This is a genomic window from Pseudoxanthomonas sp. F11 (assembly GCF_037046485.1).
Lineage (GTDB): Bacteria > Pseudomonadota > Gammaproteobacteria > Xanthomonadales > Xanthomonadaceae > Pseudoxanthomonas_A.
Genome location: NZ_JBANLZ010000002.1, coordinates 596,690 through 608,801 on the forward strand (window position 1 = coordinate 596,690; position 12,112 = coordinate 608,801).

At 69.8% G+C, this 12,112-nt stretch carries 11 protein-coding genes and 1 pseudogene; 9 read left to right on the top strand and 3 right to left on the bottom strand.

Features of this window, described 5'->3' with window-relative positions:
- Positions 1-20 precede the first annotated feature (20 nt).
- The 6 genes from V8246_RS08590 to thiL all read left to right on the top strand — a co-directional run bounded on the left by V8246_RS08590 (position 21) and on the right by thiL (position 4,142).
- Entirely contained in the window at positions 21-614 is a 594-nt protein-coding gene (locus tag V8246_RS08590; protein ID WP_336188781.1) for a riboflavin synthase, read from the top strand.
- A gap of 186 nt (positions 615-800) precedes the next feature.
- Entirely contained in the window at positions 801-1,895 is a 1,095-nt protein-coding gene (gene ribB, locus V8246_RS08595; RefSeq protein ID WP_336188782.1) for a 3,4-dihydroxy-2-butanone-4-phosphate synthase, read from the top strand.
- Positions 1,896-1,957: 62 nt separating this feature from the next.
- Positions 1,958-2,425 carry a 6,7-dimethyl-8-ribityllumazine synthase gene (gene ribH, locus V8246_RS08600; RefSeq protein WP_336188783.1) on the top strand — a complete coding sequence of 156 codons (468 nt, stop codon included), beginning with the start codon at positions 1,958-1,960 and terminating at the stop codon, positions 2,423-2,425.
- Positions 2,426-2,463: 38 nt separating this feature from the next.
- Positions 2,464-2,931, top strand: a complete 468-nt coding sequence (gene nusB, locus V8246_RS08605; RefSeq protein WP_185894101.1) for a transcription antitermination factor NusB — start codon at positions 2,464-2,466, stop codon at positions 2,929-2,931.
- 64 nt (positions 2,932-2,995) lie between these two features.
- Positions 2,996-3,184, top strand: a complete 189-nt coding sequence (locus tag V8246_RS08610; protein ID WP_245125271.1) for a hypothetical protein — start codon at positions 2,996-2,998, stop codon at positions 3,182-3,184.
- Between the two features lie 4 nt (positions 3,185-3,188).
- Positions 3,189-4,142 carry a thiamine-phosphate kinase gene (gene thiL / locus V8246_RS08615; protein WP_185894099.1) on the top strand — a complete coding sequence of 318 codons (954 nt, stop codon included), beginning with the start codon at positions 3,189-3,191 and terminating at the stop codon, positions 4,140-4,142.
- A gap of 139 nt (positions 4,143-4,281) precedes the next feature.
- Here the strand turns inward: thiL and V8246_RS08620 are convergent, their stop codons facing one another.
- The 3 genes and pseudogenes from V8246_RS08620 to V8246_RS08630 all read right to left on the bottom strand — a co-directional run.
- Positions 4,282-5,670: an FAD-linked oxidase C-terminal domain-containing protein gene (locus tag V8246_RS08620; protein WP_185894098.1), complete on the bottom strand. Its 1,389-nt coding sequence runs from the start codon at positions 5,668-5,670 to the stop codon at positions 4,282-4,284.
- Between the two features lie 21 nt (positions 5,671-5,691).
- Positions 5,692-6,081, bottom strand: coding sequence for a YraN family protein (locus V8246_RS08625; RefSeq protein ID WP_336188784.1), 390 nt, complete (start codon positions 6,079-6,081; stop codon positions 5,692-5,694).
- Positions 6,071-7,327: pseudogene (locus V8246_RS08630) on the bottom strand (penicillin-binding protein activator); the annotation flags it as partial. The gene V8246_RS08625 and the pseudogene V8246_RS08630, both read right to left, overlap by 11 nt.
- 224 nt (positions 7,328-7,551) lie before the next feature.
- Here V8246_RS08630 and rsmI point away from each other — a divergent pair.
- The 3 genes from rsmI (at position 7,552) to V8246_RS08645 (ending at position 12,097) form a co-directional block, all read left to right on the top strand.
- Positions 7,552-8,373 (top strand): 16S rRNA (cytidine(1402)-2'-O)-methyltransferase, encoded by an 822-nt coding sequence (rsmI, locus tag V8246_RS08635; RefSeq protein WP_336188785.1) that lies wholly within the window; start codon positions 7,552-7,554, stop codon positions 8,371-8,373.
- A gap of 45 nt (positions 8,374-8,418) precedes the next feature.
- The gene (locus V8246_RS08640) at positions 8,419-10,212 is read left to right on the top strand and encodes a DUF885 domain-containing protein (protein ID WP_336188786.1); all 1,794 of its coding nucleotides are present in this window, start codon (positions 8,419-8,421) and stop codon (positions 10,210-10,212) included.
- Between the two features lie 103 nt (positions 10,213-10,315).
- On the top strand, positions 10,316-12,097 hold the full coding sequence (locus tag V8246_RS08645) for a DUF885 domain-containing protein (protein WP_336188787.1): 1,782 nt from the start codon (positions 10,316-10,318) through the stop codon (positions 12,095-12,097).
- Positions 12,098-12,112 lie beyond the last annotated feature (15 nt).

Consider the following 12,112-nt stretch of genomic DNA (forward strand, 5'->3'; position numbering starts at 1 on the left):
TTCCTGCCGGAGGCCTGCTGATGTTCACCGGCATCATCGAGGGCGTGGGCCGCATCGCCGCGCTGCAACCCGTGGGCGGCGACATCCGCCTGACCGTCGCCGTGGGCACGCTGCCGTTCGACGCCGTCCAACTCGGCGAGAGCATCGCAGTGAATGGGGTATGCCTGACCGTGATCGCGTTCGACGCGTCCAGCTTCCAGGCCGACGCCTCCACCGAAACGCTTTCGCTGACCACGCTCGGGCGTCTGCGCGACGGCGCGCTGGTGAACCTGGAGCGCGCCATGCGCCCGACCGATCGTCTCGGTGGCCATCTGGTCAGCGGCCACGTGGACGGCGTCGGCCGCGTGCTGTCGGTGCACGAGGATGCGCGCGCGCAGCGCTGGCGTTTCGCCGCGCCGGCGCCGCTGTTGAAGTACATCGCGAAGAAGGGCTCGATCTGCGTCGACGGCGTGAGCCTGACGGTCAACGAGGTGGACGGCGAAGGCTTCGAGGTCGCGCTGATCCCGCACACGGTGTCGCATACCGCGTTCTCGCAGACGGCCGTCGGCGATGCGGTGAACCTGGAAATCGACCTGGTCGCGCGCTATGTGGAACGCCTGCTCGGCGCGCGCTGAGTGGCGTCCGACCCGTCTATGGACACCGTCACGCGCACCGTCATCCGTCACCGTCATCCCAGCGAACGCTGGGATCCACTTTGACGTTGCTGTTTCGCTGGCAAGACAGACCAAGCATCAAGATCAAGATGGATCCCGGCGTTCGCCGGGATGACGACTTCTCTTCCATTATCCGAGCGCTGAAAGATGGCTTTTTCCCCGATTCCCGAACTCCTTGAAGAGATCCGCAACGGACGCATGGTGGTCATCGTCGACGATGAGGACCGCGAGAACGAAGGCGATCTGATCATGGCGGCCGAGCTGGTCAAGCCGTCCGACATCAACTTCATGGTGACCCATGCGCGTGGCCTGGTCTGCCTGTCGCTGACGCGCGCGCGTTGCGCCCAGCTCGGTCTGGCGCCGATGGTCCAGCACAACACCGCGCAGTTCCACACCAACTTCACCGTCAGCATCGAGGCGGCCGAGGGCGTGACCACCGGCATCTCCGCCTACGACCGCGCGCATACCGTCCGCACCGCCGTGCGTCCCGACGCTAAGCCCACCGATCTCAGCCAGCCGGGCCACATCTTCCCGCTGATCGCCCAGCCGGGTGGCGTGCTGACGCGTGCCGGCCATACCGAGGCTGCCAGTGACCTGCCGATGCTGGCCGGACTGGAGCCGGCCGGCGTGCTGGTCGAGGTACTGAACCCGGACGGCACCATGGCGCGCCGCCCGCAGTTGGAGGTGTTCGCACGCGAGCATGGGCTGAAGATGGGCTCCATCGCCGACCTGATCGCCTACCGGTTGGCCACCGAGCACACCGTGGAGCGCATCGACGAGCGCGAGATCGACACCGAGTTCGGTCCGTTCCGGTTGGTGACCTACCGCGACCGCATCGCCCACGAGCTGCATTTCGCCCTGGTGCGCGGCACGCCCGACAGGACCACGCCCACGCTGGTGCGCGTGCAGGTGGAGAACCCGCTGAGCGACCTGCTGCACTGGCGGCGCGACGATTTCGGCGTTCACGCCACCGATGCCCTGCGCGCCATCGCGACCGAAGGGCAGGGCGTCATGGTGGTCCTGTCCGAACCGCGCAACGCCGACGCCCTGCTGGCGCGACTGCGCAAGCAGCCGGAAGTGCGCGCCAACGCCAAGGATGTGGGCCAGTGGCGCCGCAACGGCGCCGGCGCGCAGATCCTGGCCGATCTGGGCCTGGGCCGGCTGCGCGTGCTGGGCACGCCGCGGCGCCAGGTGGGGCTGGCCGGTTTCGGCCTGGACGTGGTCGAGTACGTGCAGCCCTGATCCCCCGGGCGGCGCCCGGGCCGCCCCGGCTGTTAGACTTTCCCACCCCCAAGGAACCCGCCATGTCCCACTACGAAGGCGATCTGCGCGCGCCCGACGGCGCCCGCTTCGCGATCATCGCCAGCCGCTGGAACCCGCGCATCACCGATGTGCTGGTGGCCGGTGCGCGCCAGAGCCTGGCCGGCAATGGCGTGGGCGAGGACGCGATCGACGTGGTGCGCGTGCCGGGCGCGTGGGAGATCCCCCTGGTGGCGGCACGCCTGGCCGCGGCGGGCGACCATGCGGCCATCATCGCCCTGGGCTGCGTGATCCGCGGCGATACCCGCCACTACGAGCACGTTGCCGACCGCTGCGCCGAGGGCCTGATGCGCGTGCAACTGGATACCGGCGTGCCCGTGCTCAACGGCGTGCTGGCGGTGGAGCGCATCGAGGATGCCGAAGCCCGTGCCGGCGGCAGCCATGGCAACAAGGGCGAGGAAGCCGCGCTGGCCGCCATCGAGATGGCGCACCTGCTGGCGCAGCTGGCCTGATCATCCGTACGCAACGAACACGCAGCACAGGAGCCGCCGTGAGCCGACATCCCCATTCCCCCCGCAAGGACGGCATCGATCCGGTCACGCGCGCCCGCGCGCGCCGCCGCGCTTTGCAGGCCGTGTACGCGTGGCAGATGTCGGGCGGCGAAGTCGGCCAGGTCATCGCCCAGTTCGCGCACGAGCAGGCGCACGAGATCGCCGACCTGGAGTATTTCGAAGACCTGGTACGGGGCGTGGTGAGGCACCGCGCCTCGCTGGACGAGGCGTTGCTGCCCTTCCTCGACCGCACGGTGGAAGAAGTGGACCCCATCGAGCGCGCCGTGTTGCGCATCGCCGCCTATGAGCTGATCCATCGCGTCGACGTGCCGTACCGCGTGGTGCTGAACGAAGCCATCGAAACCGCCAAGCGTTTCGGTTCCGAACACGGGCACACCTACATCAATGGCGTGCTCGACCACGCCGCCGTCGAATGGCGGCCCGCCGAGGCGCAGGCGCGGCGCTGACGTGTCGGGCGGCGGCGCACGGTTTCCTCCGGAAGAGCGTGAGGCCTTGCTCGCGGTGAGGGGGGTGGGTCCCACGGTGGTGCAGCGGCTGGAGCAGATGGGCATCGCCTCGCTGCGGCAACTGGCCGCCGCCGAACCGTCCGAGATCGTGGCCAGTGCCGCCGGCCTGACCGCCTCCACCTGCTGGAAGAACAGCCCGCAGGCACGCGCGGCGATCCAGGCGGCCGTCGACCTGGCGCGCGCCCGGACCTGACGCGATGGGCGCCGGCGAATTCGACCTGATCGCCCGCATCCGCGCACGCGTGGCGACGCGCGCGGACGTGGTGCTGGGCATCGGCGACGACGCCGCGTTGCTGGCGCCGCCACCCGGGCGGCAGCTCGTCGTCACCGCCGATACGCTGAACGACGGCGTCCACTTCCCGCGCGGCACATCGCCGGCGGATATCGGCTGGAAGGCGCTGGCGGTGAATCTCTCCGACCTCGCCTCGATGGGGGCGGAGCCGGCGTGGTGCACGCTGTCGCTGTCGTTGCCGCAGTCCGATCCGGCATGGATCGAGGGCTTCCTCGATGGCTTCCTCGCTCTGGCCGGGCAGCACGGCATCGCGCTGGTCGGCGGCGACACCACGCGCGGCCCGCTGTCGATCTCGGTGACCGCGATGGGGTTGGTGGAGCCGGGTCAGGCGCTGCGTCGTGATGGCGCGCGGGTGGGCGACGAGGTTTGGGTGACCGGCACGCTGGGCGATGCGGCCGGCGGTCTGGCGTTGCTGGATCGCGAGCCTGTCCCCGCCTTGCGCGCACGGCTTGATCGGCCGACGCCGCGTGTGGCCGCCGGTCGTGCCCTGGCCGGCATCGCGACCGCCTGTGTCGATGTTTCCGATGGACTGCTGGCCGATCTCGGCCACATCGCGTCGCGGAGCCGGGTGGCCGCGCAGGTCGAAGTCGATGCCTTGCCGATGTCGGAGACCTTGCGCGCCGCGTTCGATGCAGCGACCCGCACGGCCCTGCAGGCCAGCGGCGGCGACGACTACGAGCTCTGTTTCACCGCGCCGCTCGAAGCGCGCGCAGGCATCGATGCCGTGTCGACCCAACTCGGCCTCCGCATCACACGTATCGGCAGGATCACGGCAGGCGAGGGTGTACATCCCGTGGATGCCCAAAGCCAGCCCTGGTCGTCGCGGCGACGCGGCTACGACCACTTCGCGGAGCATTGAGGCTGTTGTAGGCGCGACGTGAGTCGCGACCTTAGGTCGTCAGTGCATGTCGATCTTCAGCAGGTCGGTGAGCGAGAGGCAACATGCCGTCGGTGGATTCCTGGTCGGGCACGGTGCGCGGTCGAGACTGACGTCGCTCCTACAGGGGTTCCCGCGGCGGCAATACCTTGCCCGGATTGAGGATGCCGTCGGGATCGAGCGCCGCCTTCACGGCATGCATCGCGTCGAGCGTTGCGGCGCTGAATGCGTCGGCCATGAAATTGCGCTTGCTCAGGCCGATGCCGTGCTCGCCCGACAGCGTGCCGCCCAGCGCCAGCACCTGCGCGAACACGCGGGGCAGCGCAGCCTGGGCGCGCGCCGTCTCGGCGGCATCGGCGTCGTCGTACATGATGTTGACGTGCAGGTTGCCGTTGCCCGCGTGGCCGAACACGACGACGGGCAGGCCGGCCTCAAGCGACAATGCCTCCATGGCCGCCACCAGGTCGGGAATGCGCGACACCGGCACCACCACATCCTCGTTGATCTTGCCCGGCCTGATGGTGCGCAGTGCCGGCGACAGGGCACGGCGCGCGGCCCACAGGCGGTCGCGTGCGCTGCCGTCGGTGGCGACATCCAGCGCGATCAGGCCCTCGCCCTCCGCCGCGTCGGCCAGCGCCTGCAGCGCATAGGGCAGGGTGTCGTCGTCGCCATCGGCCTCGACCAGCAGCATCGCGCCCGCTTCCGGTACGTCGCTGCCGTTGCGGCGGATCAGCGCGATGGCGCTGCGGTCCATGAACTCCAGCATCGTGGGCGTAGTCGGCCGCGCCATGATGCGGGACACGGCAGCGGCTGCGGTCGCCGCGTCGCGATAGAGCACGCGCAGGCCGGCTTGCGCGTGCGGCCGCGGCGCGAGCTTGAGCGTCGCTTCGACGATCAGCGCGAGCGTGCCTTCGCTGCCGACGATCAGGTGGGTAAGGTCGTAGCCGGTCGCGTCCTTGGTGTAGGCGCCGCCGCAGCGGATCAGGTCACCCGCGCCCGTCACGGCGACCAGGCCGAGCACATTGTCGCGCGCGGTGCCGTACTTCACCGCGCGCGGACCGCCGGCGTTGGTGGCCAGGTTGCCGCCCACGCTGCACAGGTCCGCGCTGGAGGGATCCGGCGGCCAGAACAGGTTGTAGGGCGCCAGCGTCTGCTGCAGCCCACCGTTGAGCACGCCGGGTTCCACCACCACGCAACGATCGGCGGCGCGCAGTTCCAGGATGCGGTCCATGCGCGCGAAGGACACCACCACGCCTCCCTGCGTGGGCACGGCGGCGCCGGTGGTGCCGGTGCCCGCGCCGCGCGCGACCAGCGGTACCCGGTGTTCGCGACATGCACGTACCAGCGCCACCACGTCGTCGGGGGTGCGCGGCAACGCCACGGCCGAAGGCATGGCCCAGCGGCGCGAATCGTCGCCGCCGTAGAGGCGCCGTCCTTCGCCCGTCAGCCAGCCGTCTCCGAGCCGGGTCGACATGGCATCGTGCAACGCGCGCGGCAGGCTGGAGTCCATGGCGCCATTGTAGGCGCGCGCTCAGACCTCGTCCGCGCGGAAGGCGTCCCGGATCCAGTCCAGTCGCGGCGAGGCCGGATCGCCCTGCGCATCGACCACGTCGAAACGGCACGGTGCGTCGGCGAGCGCGGGGTGGTCCTGCAGGAAGCGCTGCGCCGCGTGCACCAGGCGGCGGCGCTTGCCGGTGTCGACCGAGGCCATGCCGCCGCCGAAGGCCTGCGACTGGCGGTAACGCACTTCGACGAACACCACCGTCGGTGTGCCGGACCGGGTGGCGTCCTGCATCACCAGGTCAAGCTCACCACCGCGGTAGTTCGCGTTGGTGGCGAGCTCGGTCAATCCTGCGCGCTGCAGCAGATCGCGTGCAGCGACTTCGACAGCCCGCCCACGGGCGCGTCGGTCAACCGCCATCCGCGATCGGTGCGGCGCGTCCGCCGGTGAACGTCGACCAGGACGGCGTGCGCACCACGTTGCCGAACCCGTCCAGCTGCAGGCGGCCGGTGGCGCCGCGGATCTCGGCGTTCGCGCCGGTCGCCAGCTTTTCCAGGTAGGCGGTCAACAGCCAGGCGTCGTAGCCGAAGGCGAACAGGCGCGCCGCCGGTCCGCGGGCGGTCGGCACGCGCTCGCCGGTCACGCTGGCGGCGGGCAGCGCCGGCACGCCGCGCGAGGTCCATGCCTCGGTGGGGAAGGCGATGCCATCCAGCGCCACGTCTTCTTCCGGCTTGCCCGTGCCGGAGGTGAGCTGCGAAGTGCCCACGCGCGTCTTGCCGCCCAGGCCGGCCAGCGCCAGCTGCGGCGTCAGCGCCCGCGCGGTGCTGCCGCGCACGGCCAGGAACACGGCATCGGCGCCTTCCTGCGAGGCGGTAGCCAGCACCGCCGACAGGTCGCCGGGTGCCTCGGGCACGCTGATCACGCGCGTCACACGGCCGCCGCGTTCGGAGAAGCGTTCGCGGAACGCCTGCGAGGCGCGGCGTCCGTTATCGTCGCTGCCTTCGATGATCAGCGCGGTCTTGCGCTCGCGGGCCAGCACGTATTCGGCGGCGGCGATGCCGTCGTCTTCCGGCGCCAGCGAAAAACCGGCCTTGCCGTCCGGGGGCGCCACGGTGCCACGGTTCAGCACCAGCATGGGGGTGGTCAGCCCGGGCTGCTGGAACAGTGCGCTCACTTCGTCGCGACCCAGCGGCCCGACCACGAAGTCCGCACCCTCGGCGGTCGCGCGCGCATAGGCCGCGGTCGCACCCGCGGCGGTGCCGGTGGTGTCGTAGAACTGGATGTCGGGGCGGCGACGGCGCTCGCCGTAGTAGCCGGCCAGCAGACCGTCGCGCACGGGCGCGGCTGCCGTGGCCAGATTGCCCGACAGCGGCAGCAGCACGGCGAGCTTCATCGGGGGCCGGTAGCCGTCGCTGTCCGCGGGCGGGCGGTTGCCGGCATCGAAGCGCCACTGGGCGCCGCGGTCGAACGGGCGTGGCAGCGGCAACCCGCGGCGCTGCAGCGCACGGCCGGCGAAGTTGTACAGCGGATCGCCCGACGGCAATGCCGCGGCGTCGCGCGCGAGGGTGGCATCGTCGAGCGTGGCCAGCAGGCGATCGATCTCGCGCGCATTGTCGGTACGGGCCTGGCCGCTGAGGGCGGCGTCCTGACGGGCCAGCGTGGCGGCGTCCGCGAAGGCGGGGGCGAACCGTACCGCCGACGTCGCCGGGCCCGCGCTAGGCGTGGTGGCGCAGCTCGCCAGCAGGGCGACCAACAGCAATGCCACCAGGCATTGCGCGGGACGGAGGCGTGCGGAAAGCGTGCGTGCGACAGGCGGATCCAGGGGCATCGTCGGTGTTCGGGCAGGGGAACCGGCTACGATTCTACCCCCAGCCACCGGACCCCACTGGAATGCCTGCCGGAACCCTGTTCATCGTCGCCACCCCGATCGGCAACCTGGGCGACCTGACCCCGCGCGCGCTGGAGGTGCTGCGTTCGGTGGCGGCCATCTGCGCGGAGGACACGCGCCGCAGCGGACAGCTGCTGGCCCACTTCGGTATCTCCACCCCGCTGGTGGCCCTTCATGAGCACAACGAGGATGCGCTGGCGCAGCGCGTGGTCGACCGGCTGCTGGCGGGTGAATCGCTGGCGCTGGTCAGCGACGCGGGCACACCCCTGGTCAGCGACCCCGGCTTCCGCCTGGTGCGCGCCGCGCGCGCGGCCGGCGTCCGGGTCAGCCCGTTGCCGGGCGCGTGTGCGGCCATCGCGGCGCTCAGCGTGGCAGGCCTGCCCAGCGACCGCTTCGCCTTCGAGGGATTCCTGCCAGCGAAGGCGTCCGCGCGGCGCGATCAGTTGCAGCGGCTGGCGGGCGAGACGCGCACGCTGGTGTTCTACGAATCCTCGCACCGCATCGCTGAATCGCTGGCCGACATGCGCGCCGCATTCGGCGACGATCGTCCGGCGGTGCTGGCGCGCGAGCTGACCAAGCTGTTCGAGACCGTCCTCGACGGCACGCTGGCCGACCTGCAAGCCAAAGTCGACGCCGACGAAAACCAGCGCAAGGGCGAGTTCGTCGTGATGGTGCAGGGCGCCGGCGACGACAGGGAGGCGCGCCTGTCCGAGGGCCGCCGCGTCTACACGCTGCTCAACCAGCACCTGCCGCCGTCGACGGCGGCCAAGTTGGCTGCCGAGATCACCGGCGCGCCGAGAAAGGAGTTGTATGGCGCGCGATAGTGGGCAGTTCTGGCTGACCTCGAGTGAAAGGGGATGAGGATGAGAATGCGTGAACTGCTCATGGTGGCGGGCGCGATACTGGTCGTACTGGCCGCATCGCCCGCCGCGATGGCGTGGACCCCGCTGGACGCCCGTCAGCGTTTTGGCCTGCTGGTGGCGGAGAGCCAGAAGGCGGACGACGCGCTCCATCCGCTGCGTCTTGCCGAGCGCGGCCTGCCCCCGACCGGGGCCGTCTTCGTCGATCCGCAGAGCGAGGCCTTCGCCCGGCAGCTGGCGACCAACAAGCGCGCCGAACTGTCGGGGCTGGCCGGCATCGACCGTGCCTCCCTGGGCGAGAAAGACCAGATTGCCTACGACGCGTTCCGCTACCAGGCCGAGCAGGCGCTGGGCGACATCGACAGCGGCATCCACGCGATCCGCAACCTGGTGCCGCTGAACGCCTCCTTCGGCCTGCACGTCGAATTCCCCGACTACCTGTCGGGCGTCCGCTTCAAGACGGTCGAAGACTACGAACGGGGGTTGGCGCAGCTGGAGGGTTTCGCCGGCTACATGGACAGTACGGTGGATCGCCTGGAGCAGGGCATGGCCCAGGGCTACCACCAGCCCAAGGTGGTGGTGAACAACGTCCTGGCGCAGGTCGAAGCCTTCCTCACGCTGCCGGTCGAAGAGAATCCCTTGTACTCCCCGGTCATGCGTTTCCCCGAGGCCATGCGATCGGTGGACCGCGCCCGCCTGGAGGTCGCGTACCGCCGGGCCATCGAGGGCCGCGCCATTCCGGCCTATGAACGGTGGCGCATGTTCCTGCGCGACCGCTACCTGCCGGTCGCCACCGAGGGCGCAGGCCTGTGGGCGATGAAGGACGGCGAGCGCGTCTATGCGTCCCTGCTGGTCCAGCACACCACCACCACGATGAGCGCGCAGCAGATCCACCAGATCGGCCTGTCCGAAGTGGCCAGGATCCGCGCCGCGATGGAGCAGGCGCGCCAGGCGACCGGCTTCGACGGCGACCTGCCGGCCTTCTTCGAACACGTCCGCACCGGGCCCGAGTTCTACTATTCCAAACCCGAAGACCTCATCGGTCACTTCGAACGCATCGAGAAAAAGGTCTGGGAGCGGATGCCCGAACTGTTCTCGCGTCGTCCGCGTGCCGCATTCGAGCTGCGTCCGCTGCCGGCGCTGGGGGACCAGCGGGGCACGGGCTACTACCGCGCCGGTCCGCCGGACGCGTCGGAGCCCGGCGTCCTGTTCTTCAACATGGCCATGTTGAACACGCGCCCCATCCCCACCCTGGAGACCCTGCAACTGCACGAGGGCGTGCCCGGCCACCACTACCAGATCTCGCTGGTCCAGGAGGACGAGAGCCTGCCGGACCTGCTGCGCTTCGGCCAGGTGCCGGCCACCGCCTACACCGAGGGCTGGGGCCTGTATGCCGAATCCCTGGGCCAGGAACTGGGCATGTTCTCCGACCCCTACCAATGGTTCGGCCACCTGGACATGGAAATGCTGCGCGCCGTACGCCTGGTGGTCGACACCGGTCTCCATGCCTTGCAATGGGATCGTCAACGCGCGATCGACTACATGCTGGCGAACACGTCCATGGCCCCGCGCGACGTAGCGGTCGAGATCGACCGCTACATCACCAACCCGGGCCAGGCCTGCGCCTACAAGGTGGGTGAGCTGAAGTTCCAGGAACTGCGGCGGCGTGCGACCGAGCGCCTGGGCGCGGATTTCGACATCCGGCGTTTCCACGACCAGGTGCTGGACACCGGCGCCCTGCCGCTGGACGTGCTGGAAGCCAAGATCGACCGCTGGCTGATGTCGGGCGAGGCAGCGCAGTAGGCCCTGGGCGCGCTTCTTCTTCGGAGATACTGCGTGATCTCATTCTGCGTTCCGGCCTTTCGGTATGGAGGGTTCCGGACGCCTTGTTTTGGAGGTGCACTTGATGCGTCGTCGTGAACTGCTGGTCGGCGCCGTGGCGCTCGGCGTGACGTGGCCCCTGGCCGCGCGCATGGCCGGTTCGAATCCTGTCTCTGACACGACGGGGAATGCGCCCGCCGAGGACATCCGTCTGGCGGGCTTGCTGCAACGCCATGCCGAGGCCCTGAAGGCAGAAGAGGGTGGGCTGGACCGCCTGGCCGACTATTCGCTGGCCGCACGCGCGCGCCGCCGGCAGGCCACGCTACAGCGCCTGGTCGAGCTGCGCGGTATCGAGCGTGCCGCGCTTTCGGCTACCGCGACGCTGGACTACGACACGGCCCGCTTCGTCTACGAGGCCATGGCGGACCAGTACGGACGCTACGGATTTTCGGACCTGAACCTGCGACCCAGCCCGTATGTCGTCAGCCAGATGAACGGCGCCTATTTCTGGCTGCCGGACGGCATCGGCGGACGCTCACCGATGAAGGACGCGGCGGATGCAGACCGCTACGTGGACAAGTTGGGCCAGTTCGCCGTGGCCCTGGACCAGGAGACCGAACAGATCCGCCACGATGCGGGCCTGGGCGTCATCCCCCCGGATTTCATCCTGGCCAAGACCTTGAGGCAGATCGCGACCCTGCGCGATGCCGCGCCGACCGGCAATGCACTGACGGCATCGGCCCTGGCGCGTGCGCGCGATGCCGGGATTGCCGATCTGGACCGCCGCGCCTCCGCGATCTTCGTCGAGCGTATCGTGCCTGCCCTGCAACGCCAGAGCGAGGCGCTCGTGGCCTTGCAGCATCGCGCCGACGATCGGGCGGGTGTCTGGGCCAAGCCGGACGGCGAGGCCTATTACGCCTCGGCCCTGCATTCCAACACCACGGCCCGCCATGCACCGGGCGAGCTGCACCAGCTCGGGCTGACCTGGGTAGAGGAACTGTCCGCCGAGATCGATCAGCTGCTGCGTGCACAGGGCCTGGCACGCGGATCGGTGGGTGAGCGCATGGCTGTCCTGGATCGCGACCCGCGCTTCCTCAAGCCGGATACGGAAGCGGGACGCCAGGCGATCATCGACTACGCCAGCGCACACCTGGATCGGATCAAGGGCCTGCTGCCGCGGGGTTTCCGGGTGATTCCGGATCGGCCGGTCGAGGTGCAGCGCATCTCGCCCGCGATTCAGGACGGCGCGCCGGGCGCTTTCTACAGCGCCAGCAGCGATCCCGCCCAGACTTCGACCATCTTCCTCAACCTGCGCTCGGTCGCGGAGAACGCGCTGTGGCGCATCCCGACGCTGCTGCACCATGAAGGAATACCCGGTCACCATTTCCAGGACAGCGTCCTGAGCGAGGCGGGTGGACTGTCGCTGTTCCGGCGCACGGTGCGCTTCTCGGCCTGGACCGAGGGCTGGGCCCTGTATGCCGAACAGCTGGCGGACGAGATGGGTGCCTTCGAAAGCGATCCGTTCGGGCGCATCGGCTACCTACAGGGGCAGTTGTTCCGTGCCTGCCGCGTCGTCGTCGACACCGGCCTCCACCACGCGCGCTGGACCCGCCAGCACGCCATCGACTGGATGGTGGCCAATGCCGGCGAACATCGCGACGCCGCCGAGCGCGAGATCGACCGCTATTGCGTCTACCCGGGGCAGGCCTGCAGCTTCATGGTCGGCAAGCAGCAGATACTGGTGACGCGCGAGAAGGTCCGTCAGCGCCTGGGAGCGCGGTTCGATCCACGCGCCTACAACGACTTCGTCCTGGCGTCCGGGCCGCTTCCCATGGACGTCCTCGATGGTGCAGCAGCGCTGGCATGAATCATCGAGGTGTCG

Excerpts from the sequence above, each read along its gene's own strand:
- V8246_RS08645 (WP_336188787.1), top strand. The coding sequence starts at position 10,316 with ATGCGTCGTCGTGAACTGCTGGTCGGCGCCGTGGCGCTCGGCGTGACG.
- ribB (WP_336188782.1), top strand. The coding sequence starts at position 801 with ATGGCTTTTTCCCCGATTCCCGAACTCCTTGAAGAGATCCGCAACGGA.
- V8246_RS08620 (WP_185894098.1), bottom strand. The coding sequence starts at position 5,670 with ATGGACTCCAGCCTGCCGCGCGCGTTGCACGATGCCATGTCGACCCGG.
- V8246_RS08590 (WP_336188781.1), top strand. The coding sequence starts at position 21 with ATGTTCACCGGCATCATCGAGGGCGTGGGCCGCATCGCCGCGCTGCAA.
- rsmI (WP_336188785.1), top strand. The coding sequence starts at position 7,552 with ATGCCTGCCGGAACCCTGTTCATCGTCGCCACCCCGATCGGCAACCTG.
- V8246_RS08640 (WP_336188786.1), top strand. The coding sequence starts at position 8,419 with ATGCGTGAACTGCTCATGGTGGCGGGCGCGATACTGGTCGTACTGGCC.
- ribH (WP_336188783.1), top strand. The coding sequence starts at position 1,958 with ATGTCCCACTACGAAGGCGATCTGCGCGCGCCCGACGGCGCCCGCTTC.
- thiL (WP_185894099.1), top strand. The coding sequence starts at position 3,189 with ATGGGCGCCGGCGAATTCGACCTGATCGCCCGCATCCGCGCACGCGTG.
- V8246_RS08625 (WP_336188784.1), bottom strand. The coding sequence starts at position 6,081 with ATGGCGGTTGACCGACGCGCCCGTGGGCGGGCTGTCGAAGTCGCTGCA.